Below are 23,160 nucleotides of genomic sequence, written 5' to 3' on the forward strand. Positions count from 1 at the left end.
TTCCAATAATAACATGCTGGAAAGTCTTCTTTTTTTGATTACATTTTCATCCACATTGGTTCCAATGTATTTCCATCAGGATCCTGTACTTCAAGGGAGAACATTTCTTCTTCTGGCATACCCATATCGACTGTATGGTAGCTACCGCCGTTTTCTTTTGCGATCTCACCAAAACGTTTGACCTCGGCAGCATTTGTTAAACTAAAAGCGATGAGTGCGCCACTTGTTGTTTTTGTGTCTGCGATTTCTTTATCTTTCAAGAATTTTTTGTAAAAGTCATGTGTTAAGAGCATGATCCAAAATGTGTCATCCCAAACCATGGCACTTGCTTCCTCAGTTGAAAACTCTTTATTTTGTTTGAACCCTAATTTTGTATAGAATTCGACAGACCGACCAACATCTTGCACAGGGAAATTGACAAAAACCATTGTGTTCATCTTGCTACAGCCCCTTTCAATTTTCCTCTATCATGCGCTCATTGGTAAGCGTTGTCAAAGTATTTAGCTTGGGGAAGAATTTCTTATTTTATTGGACGTATCCGCTAAAAGTATAATCAACAGTACTATAAAACTCATAATAAAATCTTGAACTTTGATCTGTCATACTAAGAGTACTAGAAATCGTAGAGTTCGCTGGAACGAAATGTGTTTTTAAGACGGCATGATTGGCAGAATTTCTCATTCGAATTTCTAAGGTTCCGCGACCTTGATTGTGGAAGTAATAATTATACGTATTTCTTCCTAATATATTGTAGTTAGAATATAAATAATATTTGCCACTATAAGTGCCAGACATTGAACAACGTCCTGACGAAGCTACGTTCCAGTTTGCCGTTGGCACATTGGCTCCTCTGACCAGGGAAGGGGTCAAGTTGATTAAACTAGATTCTGGTTGTGCGGCTTCAACACTTAACTGACCTGCATCTACTGACTGTTGTGGAGTGGACAAACCAAATAATAAGAAAATAGTAGAGAACATAAATATTTTTTTCATAAGTACTCCTTTTTTGTTATTTTTTAGTGAACGTTCACCTCTTGATAATAAGTGTTTTGTTTCACATTTTCAATAGCAAGAATCCTTGTTTTACAAGGTGTCACAGATTGTGACATCAAATAATCAGAAATATATCGATTCGTTTCAATAATTCGCTTTTAAGTTCTTTTATGAAATGGTTATAATGAGAGATAGAATAAGGAGGCGATGTTGTGGATTTTGGTAAAATATTAAAAGAAAAAAGGCATCAAGCAGGAATTACACAGGAAGAATTGGCAAAGAGATTAAATGTTAGTCGTTCAGCTATTTCTAATTGGGAAATCGGTAGAAATTACCCAGACATACATACACTAGTGGAAATATCGACAAGCTTAGGTGTGTCTTTAGACGAACTATTGGAAAATTCGACTATGACTGACACGATGATTGATACTACTAAAGAAATTGAGGTGAATCAGAAAAAAAAGCGAGGGAAATTGTTTTTTGTAGTAGCACTTTGTTCAATTGTGTTAGTCATGTCGCTTTTATTTTTTTCATTTTCTAAGCAGCCGAGGATTGTCTTGAATGCAGTTGAAAACGCCCATTCAGAAGATGTAGCGCTCTTTAATAAAGAAGACATCAAAGATATTACTCTCAAAGACAAGAAAATGACTGTTCTTTTTACTATGCCTAAAGACAGTGAATATGTTGGCTACTATGTTGACGGAAGTGATCAAAAAGGACTTGTAAATCTTGATATATATAAGACTTCTAATTCTGATGTAAACCAGCGGAAATTGGTACATGATGGACTGATTGAAGTAGATTTAGATATGTTTTCAAAAGTGAATACAATCAGTGTGAATTATAAAAAATAAAGCGTACTGCAAGAAGTAAATAAAAAATAGCTGTATGAGGAGAAATGAAGGAATTCTATCAGTAAAAGGTCAGTATTGAAAAATAAAAATCTTCTAAAAAACTTTTAGAAATCAGGTGGATCTTCTTGTCAACGAGCTGTGTACTTCGAGTCGGATCAAGTTAGAAAGTAGGCTTCATGAAACGAATCGTTCAGTCGATTCTTTTGCGAAGCTTACTTTTTTTGTTTACTAAAGTTATTTTTCTATTGGTTTCTTTCTATCATGCGCTGATTACTCGTTTAACTATTTCAAAAACTGATTCATGACGTACGTCAAAAATCGACTAGGAATCAGAAACATGAAGTATTCCTCTTGTGGGTAAAACCTATAAAATATTTTCACATGGTTACGGTATTCGATATTCCATCCTCAGCAAATATTTTTGTCCATTTTACAACATATTCAGGCTTGTACTAAGCATTCCATCAGTCAGTTCCTTGATTTCAACTTCTGTAGGACGGCTTTCTTGAATAAATTTTCCACAAATTTAGCATGAATTTCTTCCTTTAGGATCTCGCATCATAGGTAGTTACATTTTCTGAGATGAGTATGAATAGAAGAATTGAATCAATAGTAAATTTTTTTGGGGGTCGTAAACATTCTCTTTGTTTGACTTTCATAAAGGAGAAACTGCTAGTTAAGTGAATGTTTATCTTCCCAATTATGGAACATGAGGTGGGATCAATATGGTAAACTGAGAAAAAGAGTCGAAAGCGAGGCGCTAGATGATCGAAAAGAAACCAAAAGGAAGAGACGGTGTAGTGATCCAAGAAGAGCAAGTGATCCGTCCTAAAAAAGTCTGGTCGGAGGATGTTCAAAAATTTTTAAGTTACCTAAGAGACAAGGGCGTAACTTATGTGCCAGAACCATTAGGCTATGATGGGGAGGGAAATGAAGTGGTATCTTATCTCGTAGGTGAGGTCTATGATTACCCATTACCACCTCAATTATTGACGGATAGTGCCATTTGTTCCGCTGGTCGCTTGCTAAGAGATTTCCACGACCAAAATCGAGCATATCTTACTTCATTAAGTGGCGCAGAACCATGGATGCTCCAGTCCTTCGGTGAGCGTGAGGTAATGTGTCACAATGATTTTGCGCCATATAATGTGACAACGGAAAATGGTATAGCCATTGGCATCATTGATTTTGACACGATCACACCGGGATCAAGGATCTGGGATGTAAGTTATGCAGCATACCGCTGGGTACCTTTAGAGATGAATCAAGGAGAGCCAATCACGGATGAAACGTGTCATCGTTTGAAAAAATTTATAGAAGCATACAGACTAGATGAGTCCGAGTATCCAAATTTGATTCCTACGATGATCGAGCGACTTTCTTATATGATGGACTTCATCACTAAAGCAGCGAGTCGCGGGGAAGCGAATTTTCAAAAAAATATTCAAGAAGGCCATCTAAAAAAATATGAGCAAGATATTCAATGGTTGCTCGATAATGAGAAAAAAATTCTTAGAAAGTTGCAAAATGAAAAAACTTAAGAATAAGCCGTTTGATTTTTAGTTTTTTTCTTGTATACTCCTAGAAGTGTAGTTCATTCAAGTACTGTATAAGTAAAGAGCAACTTTTTTAGATTTTAAGTTTTAGAGGAGGAAACACCAATGACTATTCAATGGTTCCCAGGACATATGGCGAAGGCCAGACGTGAAGTTTCAGAAAAGATGAAATATGTTGATATCGTCTTTGAGTTAGTTGATGCACGACTACCTTTATCTTCACGTAATCCAATGTTAGATCAGATCATCCAACAAAAACCAAGACTTGTTTTATTGAATAAAGCTGATCTAGCTGATCCGCAACAAACAAAATTATGGCAACAATACTTTAGAAAACAAGGGCATCAAGCCTTAGCGATCACTGCTCAAGAAAGTAAAGGAATCAAAGCGTTGATTCCGGCGGCAAAAGAAGCATTGAAAGAAAAGCGAGAAAGAGATGCAGCTCGTGGTATCAAACCTCGTGCAATCCGTGCGATGGTCCTAGGGATTCCCAATGTAGGAAAATCGACACTGATGAATCGTTTAGTTGGCAAAAAGATTGCACAGACAGGGAATAAGCCTGGGGTCACCAAAGGACAACAATGGCTTCGTTTGGGAAGTGAATTAGAATTATTAGATACGCCCGGTATTTTATGGCCTAAGTTTGAAGATGAAGAAATCGGTAAAAAACTAGCTTTGACTGGTGCGATCAAAGATCAATTGGTACACCTTGATGATCTAGCAATTTACGGCTTAGATTTCTTTGCCCGTTACTACCCTAACAAAATCAGCGAACGCTATGGATTATCAATAGAAGAAGAGCAACAAGTTGCACCTGAATTATTGATGACGATCACGGAACGAAGAGGGTATCGACAAGATTATGACCGTGGAAGCGAGCTCGTCGTTTTTGATATCCGACAAGGGAAACTAGGACGCTATACTTTGGATCGTTGTGAAGAAATGGAAGAAACTGCTCATGAGTGAATCCATCCAAAGTATCAAAGAAAAGCTGAAACAAATCACAACGATCGATGATCCGTTACTTGCACAACTAAGATTAGACACAAGAAAAGGTGTCCAACAAGCATTAGGGTCTTTTGAAAAACGTATAGCAAAAGAAGCTTTGCTGCGTGAAAAATATGAAACGATGTCCTTCTATGAAAATGAAGGATACGCTCAAGGCCATGAACTGATTGCAGGGATCGATGAGGTAGGTAGGGGTCCACTAGCTGGCCCTGTTGTGTCCGCAGCTGTTGTCTTGCTTAAAGGTGTAGAAATTTACGGATTGAATGATTCCAAGCAATTATCTGAAAAAAAACGCGAAGAGCTGTATGAACAGATTCAAGAAAAAGCCCTCTCCATCGGTATTGGGGTGATCGATGAACAGACGATCGATCGTGTCAATATTTACGAAGCAAGTAAATTAGCGATGTGTGAAGCTGTAGAACAATTGACCCCTCAACCAACGTATTTATTGATCGATGCGATGACTTTAGATTTACCAATCGCACAAAATAAGCTGATCAAGGGTGATGCTCGTTCGATCTCGATCGCTGCAGCAAGTATCATTGCAAAAGTCTATCGTGATCGTTTGATGAAAGAATACGAGTTACAATATCCTGGTTATGGTTTTGCGAAGAATGCGGGCTATGGTACAAAAGAACATCTCTTAGGGTTAGCACAACATGGCATCACGCCCATCCACCGTAAAAGCTTTGCACCAGTCAAACAATATTTATCATAAGCGATGCGCCTCTTTTCACGTATCTTATAAAAAAAGATTAGAAAAGGTGGCGCTTTATGATTATACGAAATGAATTTATTACAAAATTAGCACTGGTCAAAGGACTAAGTGGGCAACAAAAATGGCGTGTGATCCGTCATCTATTGATTGAAAAGAAGGAATGGTTGTCGGTTGCTGAAATGCTGACAGTTTCTTCCTTCAATCGTTCTAAAACGAAATTTTATGAAAGTTGGACCCAGATCAATAATACTTGGAAAAAGAAAGTAGGAGAGAATCCATACATAACTTTTCTTGATCCAATCTACCCAGCGCAGTTGCTTCATTTGGCAAATCCTCCCATACTGCTTTTCTATCGAGGAGATCCTTCATTGTTGGAACAGAAAATGATTGGTGTCGTTGGTGGCAGACAAACATCTGGCTACGCCAAAAAAATCGTTGAGCGAGTTGTCAGTCCTGTGATCGACCAACACTATGTAGTTGTTAGTGGGTGTGCGAAAGGCATAGATGCATATGCGCATCAATTAGCGATGGACCGATCAGGCAGAACGATCGCAGTGATCGGTACGGGGATCAATCATAGTTATCCTAAAGAAAATCAGCAGTTACAACAAGAGATTGCTCGAGATCATCTTTTAATGAGTGAGTTTTTACCAGATGATGGGCCACAAAAATTTCATTTTCCTATGAGAAATCGTCTGATTGCTGCTTTATCAGGTGGGATCTGTGTCATTGAGGCAAAAGCAAAAAGCGGTTCATTGATCACAGCAGAGCAAGGCTTAGAGATTGGACGTCCGATTTTTTCTGTCCCTGGGAATATTTTGACAGGTCAATCTACTGGTTGTCACCAATTGATCCAAGATGGAGCGATATGTACCTTTTCAGGACAAGATATCCTGAATGAATTGGAATCATAACGATTGATTTATTATTGCTTTCCTTGACAAAAGATTTCTGAATGGATATGATAAGCTACGATTTGTAAAAGTCCTTGTAACATATATATAGTAGGAACCCGAAAATGGAAAGGAGTCCATTCAGGAATGGCATATAAATATTTAGTGATCGTAGAATCACCTGCAAAAGCCAAGACGATTGAAAAATATCTTGGCCGTAATTATAAAGTAATGGCTAGTGTAGGACATATTCGTGACTTACCTAAAAGTAAGATGGGGATCGATTTTGAAAATAATTATGAACCGCATTATATCTCGATTCGAGGAAAAGGCGATGTCATCAAAAGTCTAAAAGCAGCGGCAAAAAAAGCGCAAAAAGTTTACCTCGCAAGTGACCCGGATAGAGAAGGGGAAGCAATTGCTTGGCATTTGGCTTATTTATTAGGTTTGGATCTAAACGATAAAAATCGTGTTGTTTTCAATGAAATCACCAAGGATGCAGTCAAAGCGGCATTTAAAGAGCCACGTACGATCGATGTGGATCTGGTCGATGCGCAACAAGCACGTCGAACGCTTGACCGTATCGTTGGTTATTCGATTAGTCCGATCTTATGGCGTAAAGTAAAAAAAGGCTTGAGTGCTGGTCGAGTCCAATCGATCGCATTGAAAATCATTATTGAACGCGAAAAAGAGATCCGTGATTTTACACCGGAAGAGTATTGGAGTATTGACGGAAACTTTAAGAAAGAACGTAAGAAGTTCAAAGCAAACTTTTGGGGCGTCGATGGTAAAAAGAAAAAATTGTCTGATGCCGAAACTGTCAAAGAAGTGACTGACCGCATCACTGGCAAAGAATTTGCCGTGACAAAAGTTGAAAAGAAAGAACGTAAGCGAAATCCAGCAAATCCATTTACTACAAGTAGTTTGCAACAAGAAGCGGCTCGTAAATTGAATTTCAGAACACGTAAAACCATGATGGTGGCACAACAGTTGTATGAAGGAATCTCACTTGGCAAACAAGGCACGATCGGATTGATCACGTATATGCGTACCGATTCTACGCGGATCGCCGATACTGCTAAAGCGGAAGTAGCAACGTTCATCGAAGAAACTTACGGAAAAGAATTCTCCAGTCATTCGGAACGTAAAGCAACAAATTCTAAAGGCGCACAAGATGCCCATGAAGCGGTGCGCCCAACAAGTGCATTACGGACACCAGATGAGTTGAAACAATATTTGGATAAAGATCAATTGAAATTGTATACGTTGATCTGGTCTCGATTTGTTGCTAGTCAAATGACACCAGCTGTATTGGATACGATGAAGGTGACGTTGGAACAAAATGACGTAAGATTTATTGCAAATGGTTCTAAAATCAAGTTCAAAGGATTTATGCAAGTGTATGTTGAAGGGCGCGACGATGGAAAAGAAGACAAAGAAAACATTTTGCCGGAGTTAGTAGAAGGCGATACAGTACAGTCTGTCGATATCGAACCGAAACAACATTTCACGCAACCACCTGCACGTTATAGTGAAGCGACATTGATCCGTGCGTTGGAGGAAAATGGGGTAGGTCGTCCATCGACTTATGCACCAACGTTAGACACGATCCAACGACGTTACTATGTGAAGTTGACACAAAAACGTTTTGAACCGACCGAACTAGGTGAGATCGTCAATTCGTTGATCTGTGAATTCTTCCCGCAAATCGTGGATATCCATTTTACTGCCGAAATGGAAGATGATTTAGACAAAGTCGAAGAAGGTAAAGAAGAATGGATCGAAGTCGTCGATCGTTTCTATAAGCCATTTGAAAAAGAATTATCGAATGCCGAAGAAAAAATTGAGAAAATCCAGATCAAAGATGAGCCAGCTGGGTTTGATTGTGATTTGTGTGGGCATCCCATGGTGATAAAATTAGGGAAGTATGGTAAATTCTATGCATGTAGTAATTTCCCAGATTGCCGAAACACAAAACCGATCGTCAAAGAAATCGGCGTCACTTGTCCTGTTTGTCATGAAGGACAAGTCATCGAACGTAAATCGAAGAAAAATCGCCTTTTCTATGGCTGTTCTCGTTTCCCTGAGTGTGAATTTACCTCATGGGATAAACCAATCGGTAGAAACTGTCCGAAATGTGACCACTATCTAGTGGAGAAAAAAGTCAAAGGTGGCAAACAAGTTGTTTGTACCAATGGGGACTACGAAGAAGATATTCAAAAATAAAGAAATGAGAAGAGGTTTTTAGTTGAAAAACGTCAATGTTGTAGGTGCAGGTTTAGCTGGAAGTGAGGCAGCATGGCAAATCGCTCAAGCAGGTGTACCTGTAAAGTTATATGAAATGAGACCAGTCAAAAAAACAGAAGCCCATCATACAGATAATTTTGCTGAATTAGTCTGTTCAAATTCTCTAAGAGGGAATAGCCTTGCGAACGCAGTTGGCTTATTGAAAGAAGAAATGCGTCGCTTAGATTCAGTGATCATCCATTCAGCAGATGAAACAGCTGTGCCTGCGGGTGGTGCGTTAGCAGTTGACCGTGATTCATTTTCTGAAACGATCACTCGCAAGGTCAAAGAGCATCCTTTAGTTACAGTAGTGAATGAAGAAATCACTGAAATACCAGAAGGAATCACAGTGATTGCTACGGGACCTTTGACTTCTCATCCTTTAGCAGAAAGCATCAAAGCATTCAATGGCTCAGACGGCTTCTATTTCTACGATGCTGCTGCACCGATCGTCGACAAATCTACGATCGATATGGACAAGGTGTATTTGAAATCACGTTACGACAAAGGCGAAGCGGCTTACTTGAACTGTCCGATGACGGAAGAAGAATTTAAAGCTTTCCATGATGCTTTAGTAAATGCTGAAGTCGCTGAATTGAAATCCTTTGAAAAAGAAAAATATTTTGAAGGTTGTATGCCGATCGAAGTGATGGCGCAACGTGGCTTTAAGACAATGTTGTTTGGTCCAATGAAACCAGTCGGTCTTGAAGATCCAAAAACAGGGAAAAGACCTTATGCAGTCATCCAATTAAGACAAGACAATGCAGCCGCTTCTCTTTACAATATCGTTGGCTTCCAAACGCATTTGAAATGGGGCGAACAAAAGCGCGTATTCCGCATGATCCCAGGATTAGAAAATGCAGAATTTGTCCGCTATGGTGTGATGCATCGCAACAGTTTCATGAATTCACCAGAGCTGTTGAAACCGACTTATCAATCGACTAGACGTGAAGATCTATTTTTTGCAGGACAAATGACGGGTGTAGAAGGGTATGTTGAAAGTGCGGCAAGTGGCTTACTTGCAGGGATCAACGCTGCTCGCTTGGCTAAAGAACTGGAACCTGTGACGTTGCCGCAAGAAACAGCAATGGGAAGTATGGCCTACTACATCACGCATGCGGAAGGCAAACATTTCCAACCAATGAATGCAAACTACGGATTATTCCCAGAATTACCTGAACGAATCCGTGATAAGAAATCTCGTTATGAAGCAATTGCACAACGTGCCTTAGCAGCGAATGAAAAAGTGAAGCAAGAATTATTGAATAAAGAATTTGCTTCTCGTTAAATGGATGTTATGTAATAAGTCGAAGTCTCTCTGGATGGTGTCAGCCATTTTCGAGTACTTCGGCTTATTTCTCGGTCGTTGACTGAACGCACGCCAATTTATATAATAACTATGGTTTTTTTAACGCTCATTTAGGTCAGCTTATCCCTTAATTGTCAAGCAAACAAATTGAATTGTGAACAAACTTAGAAATATTAGTTAAATTCTGACAATTTGTTTGTTTTTTCTCTAGGGCTATGCTAAATTTATTTTGGGATCAAAAGGTAGGTGTAAAAAGAATGAAGCCAACTTTACAAGAAGATTTTTTGCGTTATTTAATCATAGAGCGTGGGTATTCGGAAAAAACCAAATCTGCCTATGAAGAAGATATCAATGATTTTCAACGATTTTTGGTAGAATCAGGTGAATCTGACCTATTGAAAGTCAGCTATTTGGACGTAAGAGTCTATTTGAGTTATCTATCGGATAAAACATACAGTCGGAATTCAGTAAGTCGAAAAATCGCTAGTTTACGTTCGTTTTATCAATATCTTTTGCGAGAAGAAAAAATTGCTGAAAATCCATTTTCTTATGTTCACTTAAAGAAAAAAAATGTCAAACTTCCTCGCTTTTTTTATGAGAATGAGATGCAAAGCTTATTTGAAAGTGTGACTGGAGATAGTCCATTAGAGCTAAGAGATCGGGCATTATTAGAAGTACTTTATGGATCAGGTATCCGTTTGAGTGAATGTAGCCAATTGACGATGTCTGCCATCGACTTTGGCTCAGAGGTGATGTTGATCCATGGAAAAGGAAACAAAGAACGCTATGCGCCGTTGGGTTCATTTGCGCAAGATGCTTTGCAAGAGTATTTTGCCAAAGGGCGCAGCGTCTTAATGACGAAATACCATAAGTCACATGACCATGTCTTCGTGAATCATCACGGAGAACCGATCACACCTACTGGTATCGAATACGTATTAAACCAAATCATCAAAAAGAGTAGTTTGGATAGTGATATCCATCCTCACATGTTGCGTCATACTTTTGCGACACACTTATTGAATAATGGTGCTGACATGCGTACAGTGCAAGAACTTTTAGGTCATGCAAATCTATCAACGACCCAAATCTATGCGCATGTCACAAAAGAAAGCTTACAAAAAAATTATCGCTCTTTTCATCCACGAGCGTGATCACATTATTAGGAGGAAATATCTATGGTAGAATCACAGTTTCATTCAACAACCATTTGTGCAGTTGAAAAAAACGGTAAATTCGCAATGGCAGGTGATGGCCAAGTAACGATGGGCGAATCTGTCGTGATGAAAGGCAGTGCGAGAAAAGTACGTCGCATATACAATGATGAAGTGGTCGTCGGCTTTGCTGGGAGTGTCGCTGACGCGTTTACTTTGGAAGAAAAATTTGAAGGTAAACTAAATGAATACAACGGAAATCTCCAACGTGCAGCCGTTGAATTAGCTCAAGAATGGCGTACACAACAGTCGATGCAAAAACTAGAAGCGATGTTGATCGTGATGAATGACAAAGAAATGTTACTCGTTTCTGGTACAGGTGAAGTAATCACACCAGATGATGGGATCTTAGCCATCGGTTCTGGTGGGAACTTTGCACTAGCTGCCGCACGAGCAATGAAAAACTATGCACAAAACGACATGAGTGCAAAAGAGATTGCTGAAAATGCGTTGAACATTGCCGCAGACATCTGCGTCTTTACTAATCACAACATTATTGTGGAAGAATTATAGAGGTGAATGACATGTATGAATTAAAACAAACACCAAAACAAATCGTCAGTGAGTTAGATCAATATATCATTGGCCAACAAACAGCAAAAAAATCAGTGGCTGTTGCCCTTAGAAATCGTTATCGACGTCTTCAATTAGATGAAAAAATGCAACAAGATATCACACCTAAAAATATGTTGATGATCGGACCAACTGGGGTCGGTAAAACAGAGATCGCTCGTCGTTTGGCAAAAATCGTCAACGCACCTTTTGTTAAGGTTGAAGCAACGAAGTTTACTGAGGTGGGTTACGTAGGACGTGACGTGGAATCAATGGTTCGTGACCTTGTCGAAAATGCGATCCAGATCGTTGAAAAAGATCAGTATAATCGCGTTCGCCCACAAGCTAAGAAAAATGCGGAAAAACAATTAGTGAAGATCCTTGTACCAGGTATCAAAAAAGAGCAAAAACAATCAGGCAACCAGTTTGAACAAATGATGAATATGTTCAATGCTTCGCAACAACCCGCAGAAACACAGGAAGAAGTAACGGAAGAGATTCGAGTAAATCGTCGCACAGTATTAGAGCAATTGCAAAAAGGCTTGCTTGACAACCGAGAAGTGACGATCGAAGTACAAGATCAAAAGAAACCGGCACCGATGATGAACAATGGACTGGAACAAATGGGCATCGATTTGAATGAAACTCTAGGCGCATTGACGCCAAAGAAAAAAATCGAACGTACAGTGACCGTCAAAGAAGCCTTAGAATTATTGATCAAAGAAGAATCAGCAAAATTAGTCAATGATGCGGATATCCATAGTGAAGCGATCAAATTGGCGGAATCAAGCGGGATCATTTTCATTGATGAAATCGATAAAATCACTTCAAAATCGCAACAATCTGGCGAAGTATCAAGAGAAGGTGTCCAAAGAGATATCTTGCCGATCGTTGAAGGTTCACAAGTCAATACAAAATACGGTACATTACAAACAGATCACATTTTATTTATCGCCTCAGGAGCGTTCCATTTATCAAAACCAAGCGATTTGATTCCTGAATTACAAGGACGTTTCCCAATCCGTGTCGAGTTAGATGACTTGACAGCTGAGGACTTTGTCAAGATCTTGACTGAACCTAACAATGCGTTAGTCAAACAATACATTGCATTGATCGGTACTGAAAATGTGACAGTCACGTTTACTAAAGAAGCAATCGAACGCATTGCCCAAATTGCTTATGATGTGAATCGTGATACCGATAATATCGGTGCACGACGTTTACACACGATTTTAGAGAAATTGTTGGAAGACTTGTTATTCGAAGCACCAGAAATGCAAATGGGAGAAATTACCATTACTGAAGCCTATGTCAATGATAAATTAGGATCAATTGCGGCAAATGAAGATTTAAGTCGCTATATATTATAAAATCGGAGGAAAACAATGACGGATTTGTTGACGAACACTCGAAAGATAAACAAATTATTGCAACAAAAAAATACGTTTGATATGCAGGCGGATTTACCTTACGATAAAATGGCGGTCACTTTAGGTGCTGTTTTAGACAGCAATACGTATATCATTGGCAGTGAAGGGGTTTTACTTGGTTATAATGAGCGGCACGATGTGAACAATGATCGTGTGAAAACAATGTTTGTGCAAAAACAATTTCCTGATGCCTACACAGAAACAGTGGATATGATCACGAAAACAGAATCAAATATCCCAATCACTAGTGATATGACAGCATTTCCATTTGAAAGTCGCGAAAAATATCCTTTTGGGTTGACGACAGTTGTGCCGATCTTTGGTGCAGGAGAACGCTTAGGAACGATCATTTTAGCAAGAATGGAACAAGCCTTTAATGATGAAGACCTTGTTTTAGCAGAATACGGCGCGACCGTAGTAGGGATGCAGATCCTTTATCAAAAATCACGAGATATCGAAGCGGATGTTCGTAGCACGACAGCTGTCCAAATGGCGATCAATACATTGTCATATAGCGAATTAAAAGCAGTTCAAGCCATTTTTGATGCTTTAGAAGGTAACGAAGGGCGGTTAACTGCCTCAAACATTGCGGACAAGATCGGTATCACTCGTTCGGTCATCGTAAATGCTTTACGTAAACTTGAATCAGCTGGTATCATTGAATCTCGCTCTTTGGGGATGAAAGGCACGTATTTAAAAGTATTGAATGCTCGTTTTAAAGATGAGCTAACGAAGCATAGTTATTAAAAGGAAGTTTTTTCAGATGCTTGCTCTTTCAAATTGCGAGTATCTGAAAAAAGATGGAGGATGACGATGACTGTTATTATTCAAAATGATCAGCTGATTGCTGAAATTTCCGAACATGGAGCAGAATTGATCAGTTTGAAATCGAAAGAACATGATCTAGAATATATTTGGCAAGGCGACCCTAAGTACTGGGGAAGACATGCGCCCGTTCTTTTTCCTATTGTTGGGCGTTTGAAAAACGATCAATATACGTACCAAGGAAAAACATATTCAATGGGGCAACACGGTTTTGCTCGCGACATGGATTTTGAAGTGGCGGAGCACGAACAAGAACGTGCGAAGTTTGTCCTGAAAAGTACTCCTGAAACAAAAGAGAATTACCCATTCGATTTTGAATTGGTACTTGTTTATGAATTAGGGGGAGACGGGATCACTGTTCATTATCAAGTTGAAAACATCGGAGAAGAAGAGATGTATTTCTCGATTGGCGGTCATCCAGCATTCAATGTGCCATTAGAAGAAGGTTTGACTTTTGAAGATTTTTATTTGGCTTTTTCTCCGAGAAAATCACGTTTGCGTCTACCACTAGCTGGACCATTCATCGATATGGAGCAAAAAACGATTGGACAAACGAATACCAACCTTGCGTTGTTTCGTGATTTGTTTGACCAGGATGCGTTGGTATTTGAAACGAGAGGTTTGAATGCTTACAGTATCCGTAGTGAAAAATCTAGTCATAGTGTCACTCTCAGCTACAAAGATATGCCTTACGTTGGGATATGGTCACCGTATCCAAAAGAAGCACCATTTGTTTGTATCGAACCTTGGTTTGGGATCGCAGATACTGTTTCTAGTAATGGGCAGTTGAACGAAAAAGCAGGAATCAATCAATTAGGTGCTCACGAATTATTCAAGACAAAATATTCGATCACTGTTAAGTAAACACTAGTAGATTTACTGCATTATCTTGATTTAGTTCAATCAAACAAAGAATGCCTTCTGAACAAATGAGCGACTTGCTGAGCAATCGATCAGTCATTTGTTTAGAAGGCATTGTTTTTCTATCATTCATCGAAAAGATTATTTCTTTTTACTACTATTTAAACCGAATGGAATCCGGCTTTCTGTTTTATTTTTGATTCGTTTGATATTGTCTTTATGACGGTAAAAAATAAAGGCGGAGACACCACAAGCAATCAGTGTCAACAGTAAATTTGGTTCTGGCAAGATCGCTGGCGCAATATATGGTAAGAAGATGGTGGATAATGTGATCAAGACCGCACTGATCATGCTCGTTAAGCTTACCATGCTCGTGCAGTATAAACTGATCACGAAAATTGCTGATGAATAAAGAAAGAACAGTGGATTAAAACCTAACAACATACCGGCACTTGTCGCCACTGCTTTGCCGCCTTTGAACTTAGCAAAGATCGGAAATGTATGTCCTAAGATCGCACAGACACCAAACCACAATGGATTGACAGAAGTGACATGGAAAATGACAGGCAAGGCGGTTGCTAATGTTCCTTTTAAGATGTCCATGAATAACACGACTGTTCCAGCAGTTTTACCTAAAACACGGAATGTATTGGTTGTACCCATGTTCCCACTACCATGTTCGCGGATGTCTTTTTTAAAAAAGATTTTACCAACCCATACTCCAGATGGAATGGAACCCAAAAGATATGCTACAATAAACAATAAGATTATTTTCATTTTTTAACCTCTTTCAAGTTGAAACTAATGTATATTTTAGCATGAAAGAATGCTTCAAACAATCGAAAAAATCGAGCGAATGAAAGGAGCTATCCTCATGTCATTTAAAAATCCAGAACAAGCGAATATTTTTCGCTATCTCCAAGAAGCAAAAACGATCGCGGTCGTTGGTTTAAGTAATAAACCCGAACGGACAAGTTATCAGATCGCACAATTACTACAAGAACACGGCTATCGTATCATCCCAGTCAATCCCGTATTAGCAGGGGAAGAAGTGTTGGGCGAAACTGTTGTCGCACAGCTGACAGATATCAATGAACCCATCGATATCGTGGATATTTTCCGCCGTAGTGAGTTTTTACCAGAAGTAGCGGTAGATTTCCTGAAAACTGATGCGAAGGTCTTCTGGGCACAGCTAGGCATTGAAAATGAAGAAGCGGCTGAAATGCTCCAAGCAGCTGGAAGAAATGATGTCGTCATGGATCGCTGCATCAAAATCGAACTAGCAAAGATGGAACAATAAAAAAATACCAGAAGCGCAGATCCTGATACTCAGTGACGCTTCTTGTGGAGACTGTTTTGTTAGATTGTGAAAAGACCTGTTATCCATTAAAAAAAGAGTAAGTGATCGTCGCCACAGACATGCTGAGAGAAAAGAATGAAAAAAGCGGGAGAGTTGGTTGTTTCTTGTAATTCTGACCTTCCCTCTTTTTTTTTGAGGACTTTTCTAGTATGATAAGCGTGGTGCGGTTATATCGCAAGTATTATTGAAGGAGCGTTTGCCTTGGCAAAAAAAATTAAAAATGAATACAATGATGCCTCGATCCAAGTTCTTGAAGGATTAGAAGCAGTAAGAAAACGACCAGGTATGTATATCGGGTCGACTGATAGCCGAGGCTTGCATCATTTAGTCTATGAAATCGTTGATAATGCCGTAGATGAAGCTTTATCAGGCTACGGAAATGAAATCGCTGTGACGATCCACGAGGACAACAGCGTGACTGTTACTGATAGTGGACGTGGCATGCCTGTTGGGATGCACGCTTCAGGAATCCCAACGGTCGAAGTTATTTTCACTGTGTTACATGCCGGCGGTAAATTTGGCCAAGGAGGATATAAAACTTCTGGCGGACTTCATGGTGTAGGTGCCAGTGTCGTCAATGCTTTATCTAAATGGCTGACAGTGACGATCGTGCGAGATGGTATCGAATACCAACAAACATTCAAACAAGGTGGTAAACCAGACGGAACATTGAAAAAAATCGGTAAAACGAAGAAAGCCAATGGCACGTCTGTCCATTTCTTACCAGATGATAGTATTTTCTCAACGACGAAATTTTCCTATGATACGTTATCTGAACGTTTAAGAGAGTCTGCATTTCTGTTAAAAGGTGTGAAAATCACTTTGACAGATCTAAGAGGCGACGAAACAGTTCAAGAGGTCTTCCATTACGAAGAGGGAATCAAAGAATTTGTTGCCTATCTGAATGAAGAAAAAGATACGTTGACACCAGTAGTCTATTTCTCTGGTGAAAAAGAAGGAATCGAAGTAGAAGTGGCCTATCAGTATAATGATGGCTATTCTGAAAATGTGCTATCGTTTGTCAATAATGTGCGAACAAAAGATGGTGGTACGCATGAAGTCGGCATGAAAACAGCAATGACCAAAGCCTACAATGAATATGCCCGCAAAGTAGGTTTGTTGAAAGAACGAGATAAAAACCTAGAAGGCAGCGACTTCCGTGAAGGATTAGCAACGGTCTTATCCATTCGTGTGCCGGAACATCTGCTACAATTTGAAGGTCAAACGAAAGAAAAATTAGGCACACCGATTGCCCGCTCAGTCGTTGATAATGTCATGAGTGAACAAATGGGCTTTTACTTGCAAGAAAACAGTGAGATGAGCCAAATGCTGATCCGTAAAGCAATCAAAGCGAGAGAAGCACGTGAAGCCGCTCGTAAAGCCAGAGAAGAAAGCCGTAACGGAAAGAAACGTAAAAAGGGTGAATCTTTGCTTTCTGGAAAATTGACACCTGCGCAATCGAGAAACCCTAAGAAAAATGAATTGTATCTTGTCGAAGGAGATTCAGCCGGTGGATCAGCCAAACAAGGTAGAGATCGGAAATTCCAAGCGATATTGCCACTTCGAGGTAAAGTTATCAATACCGAAAAAGCAAAAATGCAAGATATCTTAAAAAATGAAGAAATCAATACGATGATCTATACGATCGGTGCCGGCGTCGGCCCTGAATTTTCACTTGAAGATTGCAACTACGACAAGATCATCATCATGACCGATGCGGATACCGATGGTGCCCATATCCAGGTCTTATTGTTGACATTTTTCTATCGCTATATGAAACCATTGATCGAAGCAGGAAAAGTTTACATTGCTTTACCGCCGCTATATAAAGTATCTAAAGGTCAAGGGAAAAAACAAGTAGTCGAGTACGCTTGGACCGATGACGAACTAGCTGCAGTCATCAAGACTGTTGGAAAAGGGTATATGTTGCAACGTTACAAAGGTCTTGGAGAGATGAATGCGGAGCAGTTATGGGAAACGACGATGGACCCGACCTCTCGGACGCTGATCCGAGTGAGAATCGATGATGCTGCCCAAGCAGAGCGACGTGTGACCACCTTGATGGGGGATAAAGTCGAACCACGTCGTAAATGGATCGAAAACCATGTCCAATTCAGCTTAGAAGAAGAGCGCAGCATTCTAGACAAAAAAGAAGAAACTGAGACTTCTGCCTCTGTCTCTAATGACCTATTAGAGGAAGAGCGCGCAGAAGAAAATAAAAATGAACAATCAGTTGATGTAGAATAGGAGGTCACCTAATGGAAGAACGTCAAGAAATCCAAGAATTAACGTTAGAAGAAGTGATGGGTGACCGCTTCGGACGTTACTCGAAATATATTATTCAAGAACGTGCTTTGCCGGATATCCGTGATGGTCTGAAACCCGTTCAACGTCGTATTTTATTTGCGATGAACAAAGATGGCAATACGTTTGATAAAGGATTCCGTAAATCAGCTAAATCCGTCGGGAATATCATGGGTAATTATCATCCCCATGGCGATAGCAGTATCTATGACGCAATGGTTCGTATGAGTCAAGATTGGAAACTACGAGAAGTACTCGTAGAAATGCACGGAAACAACGGAAGTATGGATGGAGACCCACCAGCGGCGATGCGTTATACAGAAGCGCGCTTATCGAAATTGAGTGGTGAGATGCTTGCTGATATCGAAAAAAATACGGTCGACCTTGTGTGGAACTTTGATGATACTGAAAAAGAGCCGACTGTATTACCAGCGAGATACCCCAATCTATTAGTCAATGGATCAACCGGTATCTCTGCGGGCTATGCGACTGAGATACCAACGCACAATCTAGCGGAAGTCATTGATGGAACGGTCTATATGATCGACCATCCACAAGCCAGTTTAGACAAATTGATGGAATTCATTCCTGGTCCTGATTTTCCAACTGGGGGCATTTTACAAGGAAAAGATGAAATCAAGAAAGCCTATGAAACTGGTCGTGGGAAAGTGATCTTACGCTCGAAAACGGCGATTGAATCTATTAAAGGAAACAAGCAACAAATCGTGATCACTGAGATTCCTTACGAAGTGAACAAAGCGACTCTTGTCAAAAAAATGGATGAGATACGTTTGAACAAGAAAATCGATGGGATCGCAGAAGTTCGTGACGAAAGTGATCGTACGGGACTACAGATCGTTGTGGAGTTGAAAAAAGACGCTAACGCTCAAGGGATCTTGAATTATTTATTCAAGAATACCGAATTACAGATCAACTACAACTTCAATATGGTGGCAATCGATCATATGACGCCTCACCAAGTAGGTTTGAAGGATATTTTAAGTAGTTACATCGAGCACCGCAAACAAGTGATCACTAAACGTAGTCAGTTTGACTTGGAAAAAGCCCAAAGAAGGCAACATATCGTTGAAGGTTTGATGAAGGCTCTATCGATTTTAGATGAAGTCATTGCAACGATCCGTGAAAGTAAAGATAAAAAAGATGCGAAACACAATCTAGTCCAAATGTTCCAATTTACAGAAGAACAAGCGGAAGCAATCGTTACCTTGCAGCTTTATCGTTTGACGAATACAGACATTACTGAACTACGTCGTGAATCGCAAGAATTGATTGCTCTGATCACTGAATTAAATAAAATCCTTTCAAACGATAAAGAGTTGTTTTCTGTCATGAAAAAAGAACTCCGTGAAGTCAAGAAGAAATATGCTTCCTCTCGTTTGACGATGATCGAAGATGAAATCGAAGAAATCAAAATCGATACACAAGTATTGGTAGCGCAAGAGGATGTCATTGTCAGTGTGACACGTGAAGGCTATGTGAAACGAACAAGTCTCCGTTCATACAGCGCATCAAAACCAGAAGAAATCGGCATGCGTGAAGGTGATTACCTTTTATATGCTGGGGAACTGAATACCTTGGATCATCTATTATTGGTCACTAATAAAGCCAATGTGATCTATCGCCCAGTCCATGAACTGCCAGATTTGAAATGGAAAGATGCCGGTGAGCATATCTCACAAACGATATTGAATCTAGCTGTTGATGAATCGATTTTAGCGGTATTCCCATATCAGAAGATCGATTCAGAAAAAACATTTGTATTTATCAGTAAAAATGGCTTGATCAAACAGACGCGGATGACAGATTTTGAACCATGGCGTACGTATAAGAGTCGCCCATTGAGCGGCATGAAACTTAAAGCCAGTGAAGATGAATTAGTGGCTGTTTATCTAGAAAAAGAACAGACAGATCGTGATGTTTTCCTTGTTACGAATCAAGGAATGGGCCTACGCTATCCACTGACTGAAGTACCAGTCGTCGGCACGAAAGCCGCAGGCGTCAAATCCATCAACTTGAAAGAAGAAGATTTTGTCGTTAATGGTTTACTTGTTTTGGCAGAAGGGGATACGCCTATCGTTATCGTCAGTCAACGTGGGGCAGTAAAACGAATGCTGGCACAAGAAATCAGTCAGACTTCTCGTGCCAAGCGAGGTGTGACTGTATTGCGAGAATTGAAGAAACAACCACATCGAGTGGTCTATATGTCAGAAGGTCACGCTAAAACGATGACATTGATCAACCAAAAAGGACAAGAATTACCAATCGACCCGACGGATTATCCAATCGGTGATCGTACGTCCAACGGTTCATTTGTTTTAGATGAGAAAAAAGGCGGAGAAGTACAGATGGTGGTTGATTCTCCGACAATGGATATCCAGGAATAACTGTTATAGTTTTTTATGAAATAGCCGGCAACTGTATTATTACAGTTGCCAGCTATTTTTGTTTATTAAAAGAAAATTAATACTTGCACAAATGAAATATGAATAGATTCACAATACATAAATGCTAATATATCAACTTTAATAACGGTTATTATTTTATATTCGCCTTATTTGTTAACAAAAAAACAAGAAAACCCTTGCATTGGAGGTGACATGTGTTATACTTATCACGTAAAAACTGTTACATAAAACAGAAACGGGAGGTCCATACGATGGAACAATGGAATGGATTTAAAGGAACCAAATGGAAAGAAGGCGTGGATACACGTGACTTTATCCAAAATAACTATACAGAATACCGCGGTGATGACAGCTTTTTAGAAAAACCGACTGAAGCGACAGAAAACTTGTGGGAAAAATTACAAAAACTGAATGATATCCAATTCGAACGTAACGGTGTTTACGACATGGATACAGATGTCGTATCAACGATCACTTCTCACGAAGCAGGATACCTAGACAAAGACTTGGAACAAATCGTCGGTCTACAAACTGAAACACCATTGAAACAAGCATTCATGCCATTCGGCGGCATCAACATGGCGAATCATGCGTTGACAAGTAATGGCTATGAGCCAAAAGATGAGTTAACACATATTTTCACAGACTGGAGAAAAACACATAACCAAGGTGTATTCGATGCTTATACAGCTGAAATGCGTGCTGCACGTAAAAACAAAATCATCACTGGACTTCCTGACGCTTACGGACGTGGCCGCATCATCGGTGACTACCGTCGTATCGCATTGTACGGAATCGACTATTTAATGGCTCAAAAGAAAAAAGACCATGACAATACAGGCTACCATACGATGAGTGAAGACGTGATCCGTCTTCGTGAAGAAATTTCAGAACAATATCGTGCTTTAGCTCAAATGAAAGAAATGGCTGCTAAATATGGTTATGATATTTCAAAACCAGCGGCAAACGCAAAAGAAGCGGTTCAATGGTTATACTTTGGTTATCTAGCAGCAATCAAATCTCAAAATGGTGCAGCGATGTCTATCGGACGTATCTCAGCATTCTTAGATATTTATATCCAACGTGATTTAGACAATGGTGTGATCACTGAAAGAGAAGCGCAAGAATTGATCGACCATTTAGTAATGAAACTACGTATGGTTAAATTTGCACGTACGCCTGAATACAACCAATTATTCTCTGGCTTCCCGATCTGGGCAACTTTATCAATTGCTGGTATGGGCTTAGACGGACGTTCATTAGTCACAAAAAATGATTTCCGTATGTTACACACATTGACGAATATGGGACCTTCACCAGAACCAAACTTAACTGTCTTATATTCAGAAAACTTACCAGAAGGCTTCAGAACTTATGCAAGTAAAATTGCGATCGAAAGTTCTTCGATCCAATTTGAAAATGATAACTTGCTTCGTGAGCAATGGGGATCAGACGACTGTGCGATCGCATGTTGTGTATCTGGAACTGTAGTTGGTAAAGATATGCAATTCTTCGGTGCTCGTGCAAACTTAGCGAAAGCTTTGTTATACGCGATCAACGGTGGTGTTGACGAAATGACAGGCGCACAAGTAGGTCCTGAATATCGTCCGATCACAAGCGACACATTAGACTTTGAAGAAGTAAAACACAACTTCATGAACATCATGGACTGGTTAGCTGAGCTTTATGTCAATACGCTAAACATCATCCACTATATGCACGACAAATATTCTTATGAAGCAGCACAATTAGCTGTCATGGATACTGACTTGAAACGTACATTTGCGACAGGTATCGCTGGTATCTCTCACGCAGCAGATAGCTTGTCTGCTATCAAATATGCACAAGTTAAACCGATCCGTAATGAAAAAGGGATCACAGTTGACTTTGAAGTTACTGGAGATTTCCCTAAATATGGTAATGACGACGACCGCGCCGATGAAATCGCGGAATGGGTATTAGAATACTTCATGGGTCAAATCAAACGCCATAAAACATACCGTAACTCAACTCCGACAACTTCATTGTTGACGATCACATCAAATGTGGTTTACGGTAAAAATACAGGGAATACACCTGACGGACGTGAAGCTGGTAAACCATTAGCGCCTGGTGCAAACCCAAGTTATCAAGCAGAACAAAATGGGTTACTTGCAAGCTTGAACTCTACAGCGAAATTCAACTATGCACATGCTCGCGATGGTATCTCTAATACTCAAACAATCAATCCTTCTGGTTTAGGGAAAGATGAAGAAACAAGAATCGACAACTTGCGTAACGTCTTAGATGGCTACTTCTCTAGAGGTGCGTACCACTTGAACGTGAACGTATTCAGTAATGACTTATTACGTGATGCAATGGAAAACCCAATGAAATATCCAAACTTAACGATCCGTGTTTCTGGATATGCGGTTAAATTCCGTGACTTGACAAGAGAACAACAATTAGACGTATTAATGAGAACGTCACACGACAGAATGTAAGACACTCAATGCAGTGTAAAAAGGAAAGGCAAAAGTTCCGCATGAGCTTTTGTCTTCCTTTTTTACAACTAGCTTGTGAGCAAAG

General features: G+C 39.7%; 19 protein-coding genes. 16 read left to right on the forward strand and 3 right to left on the reverse strand.

The annotated features are described in order from the left end of the window. Nucleotides 1–38: 38 nt before the first annotated feature. The gene (locus tag CUS89_RS01615; protein WP_104870789.1) at nt 39–437 is read right to left on the reverse strand and encodes a VOC family protein; all 399 of its coding nucleotides are present in this window, start codon (nt 435–437) and stop codon (nt 39–41) included. An 88-nt stretch (nt 438–525) separates the two neighbouring features. Further along, nucleotides 526–978, reverse strand: coding sequence for a hypothetical protein (locus tag CUS89_RS01620; protein ID WP_146103400.1), 453 nt, complete (start codon nt 976–978; stop codon nt 526–528). A 227-nt stretch (nt 979–1,205) separates the two neighbouring features. Here CUS89_RS01620 and CUS89_RS01625 point away from each other — a divergent pair, with 227 nt between their 5' ends. The 12 genes from CUS89_RS01625 to CUS89_RS01680 all read left to right on the forward strand — a co-directional run bounded on the left by CUS89_RS01625 (nt 1,206) and on the right by CUS89_RS01680 (nt 14,505). Further along, nucleotides 1,206–1,850 carry a helix-turn-helix domain-containing protein gene (locus CUS89_RS01625; RefSeq protein WP_104870791.1) on the forward strand — a complete coding sequence of 215 codons (645 nt, stop codon included), beginning with the start codon at nt 1,206–1,208 and terminating at the stop codon, nt 1,848–1,850. A 764-nt stretch (nt 1,851–2,614) separates the two neighbouring features. After that, the gene (locus CUS89_RS01630) at nt 2,615–3,391 is read left to right on the forward strand and encodes a phosphotransferase (RefSeq protein ID WP_104870792.1); all 777 of its coding nucleotides are present in this window, start codon (nt 2,615–2,617) and stop codon (nt 3,389–3,391) included. Nucleotides 3,392–3,511: 120 nt separating this feature from the next. Further along, nucleotides 3,512–4,372: a ribosome biogenesis GTPase YlqF gene (gene ylqF / locus CUS89_RS01635; RefSeq protein ID WP_104870793.1), complete on the forward strand. Its 861-nt coding sequence runs from the start codon at nt 3,512–3,514 to the stop codon at nt 4,370–4,372. Continuing rightward, nucleotides 4,365–5,132, forward strand: a complete 768-nt coding sequence (locus CUS89_RS01640) for a ribonuclease HII (RefSeq protein WP_104870794.1) — start codon at nt 4,365–4,367, stop codon at nt 5,130–5,132. Before ylqF ends, CUS89_RS01640 begins: the two co-directional genes overlap by 8 nt. 56 nt (nt 5,133–5,188) lie before the next feature. Next, nucleotides 5,189–6,046 carry a DNA-processing protein DprA gene (gene dprA, locus CUS89_RS01645; RefSeq protein ID WP_104870795.1) on the forward strand — a complete coding sequence of 286 codons (858 nt, stop codon included), beginning with the start codon at nt 5,189–5,191 and terminating at the stop codon, nt 6,044–6,046. Nucleotides 6,047–6,172: 126 nt separating this feature from the next. Next, entirely contained in the window at nt 6,173–8,251 is a 2,079-nt protein-coding gene (gene topA, locus CUS89_RS01650; protein WP_104870796.1) for a type I DNA topoisomerase, read from the forward strand. A gap of 22 nt (nt 8,252–8,273) precedes the next feature. Further along, nucleotides 8,274–9,599 (forward strand): FADH(2)-oxidizing methylenetetrahydrofolate--tRNA-(uracil(54)-C(5))-methyltransferase TrmFO, encoded by a 1,326-nt coding sequence (trmFO, locus tag CUS89_RS01655; protein ID WP_104870797.1) that lies wholly within the window; start codon nt 8,274–8,276, stop codon nt 9,597–9,599. 236 nt (nt 9,600–9,835) lie between these two features. Beyond that, nucleotides 9,836–10,774 (forward strand): tyrosine recombinase XerC, encoded by a 939-nt coding sequence (xerC, locus tag CUS89_RS01660; protein ID WP_181055283.1) that lies wholly within the window; start codon nt 9,836–9,838, stop codon nt 10,772–10,774. A 24-nt stretch (nt 10,775–10,798) separates the two neighbouring features. Further along, nucleotides 10,799–11,347, forward strand: coding sequence for an HslVU peptidase proteolytic subunit (hslV, locus tag CUS89_RS01665; protein ID WP_086283352.1), 549 nt, complete (start codon nt 10,799–10,801; stop codon nt 11,345–11,347). An 11-nt stretch (nt 11,348–11,358) separates the two neighbouring features. Continuing rightward, nucleotides 11,359–12,756, forward strand: coding sequence for an ATP-dependent protease ATPase subunit HslU (gene hslU / locus CUS89_RS01670; RefSeq protein ID WP_104870799.1), 1,398 nt, complete (start codon nt 11,359–11,361; stop codon nt 12,754–12,756). Nucleotides 12,757–12,771: 15 nt separating this feature from the next. Then, complete coding sequence (gene codY / locus CUS89_RS01675) at nt 12,772–13,563, forward strand: GTP-sensing pleiotropic transcriptional regulator CodY (RefSeq protein WP_010735738.1); 792 nt, start codon at nt 12,772–12,774, stop codon at nt 13,561–13,563. A gap of 66 nt (nt 13,564–13,629) precedes the next feature. After that, nucleotides 13,630–14,505 carry an aldose 1-epimerase family protein gene (locus CUS89_RS01680; protein WP_104870800.1) on the forward strand — a complete coding sequence of 292 codons (876 nt, stop codon included), beginning with the start codon at nt 13,630–13,632 and terminating at the stop codon, nt 14,503–14,505. Nucleotides 14,506–14,643: 138 nt separating this feature from the next. On the opposite strand, the gene plsY is transcribed toward CUS89_RS01680, so the two are convergent. Further along, a complete protein-coding gene (gene plsY / locus CUS89_RS01685) occupies nt 14,644–15,279 on the reverse strand; it encodes a glycerol-3-phosphate 1-O-acyltransferase PlsY (protein ID WP_010735736.1) in 636 nt (211 codons plus the stop codon). A 97-nt stretch (nt 15,280–15,376) separates the two neighbouring features. Between plsY and CUS89_RS01690 the strand changes: the two genes are divergently transcribed. The 4 genes from CUS89_RS01690 (at nt 15,377) to pflB (ending at nt 23,075) form a co-directional block, all read left to right on the forward strand. After that, nucleotides 15,377–15,802, forward strand: coding sequence for a CoA-binding protein (locus CUS89_RS01690; protein WP_104870801.1), 426 nt, complete (start codon nt 15,377–15,379; stop codon nt 15,800–15,802). A 261-nt stretch (nt 15,803–16,063) separates the two neighbouring features. Beyond that, on the forward strand, nt 16,064–18,109 hold the full coding sequence (parE, locus tag CUS89_RS01695; RefSeq protein WP_104870802.1) for a DNA topoisomerase IV subunit B: 2,046 nt from the start codon (nt 16,064–16,066) through the stop codon (nt 18,107–18,109). Nucleotides 18,110–18,120: 11 nt separating this feature from the next. Continuing rightward, the gene (gene parC, locus CUS89_RS01700) at nt 18,121–20,571 is read left to right on the forward strand and encodes a DNA topoisomerase IV subunit A (protein WP_104870803.1); all 2,451 of its coding nucleotides are present in this window, start codon (nt 18,121–18,123) and stop codon (nt 20,569–20,571) included. A 272-nt stretch (nt 20,572–20,843) separates the two neighbouring features. Further along, nucleotides 20,844–23,075, forward strand: a complete 2,232-nt coding sequence (pflB, locus tag CUS89_RS01705; protein ID WP_104870804.1) for a formate C-acetyltransferase — start codon at nt 20,844–20,846, stop codon at nt 23,073–23,075. Nucleotides 23,076–23,160 lie beyond the last annotated feature (85 nt).

Origin of the sequence: Enterococcus mundtii (assembly GCF_002947535.1) — a bacterium.
Lineage (GTDB): Bacteria > Bacillota > Bacilli > Lactobacillales > Enterococcaceae > Enterococcus_B > Enterococcus_B mundtii_B.

Excerpts from the sequence above, each read along its gene's own strand:
- CUS89_RS01615 (WP_104870789.1), bottom strand. The coding sequence starts at position 437 with ATGAACACAATGGTTTTTGTCAATTTCCCTGTGCAAGATGTTGGTCGG.
- CUS89_RS01620 (WP_146103400.1), bottom strand. The coding sequence starts at position 978 with ATGTTCTCTACTATTTTCTTATTATTTGGTTTGTCCACTCCACAACAG.
- CUS89_RS01630 (WP_104870792.1), top strand. The coding sequence starts at position 2,615 with ATGATCGAAAAGAAACCAAAAGGAAGAGACGGTGTAGTGATCCAAGAA.
- ylqF (WP_104870793.1), top strand. The coding sequence starts at position 3,512 with ATGACTATTCAATGGTTCCCAGGACATATGGCGAAGGCCAGACGTGAA.
- CUS89_RS01640 (WP_104870794.1), top strand. The coding sequence starts at position 4,365 with ATGAGTGAATCCATCCAAAGTATCAAAGAAAAGCTGAAACAAATCACA.
- dprA (WP_104870795.1), top strand. The coding sequence starts at position 5,189 with ATGATTATACGAAATGAATTTATTACAAAATTAGCACTGGTCAAAGGA.
- topA (WP_104870796.1), top strand. The coding sequence starts at position 6,173 with ATGGCATATAAATATTTAGTGATCGTAGAATCACCTGCAAAAGCCAAG.
- xerC (WP_181055283.1), top strand. The coding sequence starts at position 9,836 with ATGCTAAATTTATTTTGGGATCAAAAGGTAGGTGTAAAAAGAATGAAG.
- hslV (WP_086283352.1), top strand. The coding sequence starts at position 10,799 with ATGGTAGAATCACAGTTTCATTCAACAACCATTTGTGCAGTTGAAAAA.
- hslU (WP_104870799.1), top strand. The coding sequence starts at position 11,359 with ATGTATGAATTAAAACAAACACCAAAACAAATCGTCAGTGAGTTAGAT.
- codY (WP_010735738.1), top strand. The coding sequence starts at position 12,772 with ATGACGGATTTGTTGACGAACACTCGAAAGATAAACAAATTATTGCAA.
- CUS89_RS01680 (WP_104870800.1), top strand. The coding sequence starts at position 13,630 with ATGACTGTTATTATTCAAAATGATCAGCTGATTGCTGAAATTTCCGAA.
- plsY (WP_010735736.1), bottom strand. The coding sequence starts at position 15,279 with ATGAAAATAATCTTATTGTTTATTGTAGCATATCTTTTGGGTTCCATT.
- CUS89_RS01690 (WP_104870801.1), top strand. The coding sequence starts at position 15,377 with ATGTCATTTAAAAATCCAGAACAAGCGAATATTTTTCGCTATCTCCAA.
- parC (WP_104870803.1), top strand. The coding sequence starts at position 18,121 with ATGGAAGAACGTCAAGAAATCCAAGAATTAACGTTAGAAGAAGTGATG.
- pflB (WP_104870804.1), top strand. The coding sequence starts at position 20,844 with ATGGAACAATGGAATGGATTTAAAGGAACCAAATGGAAAGAAGGCGTG.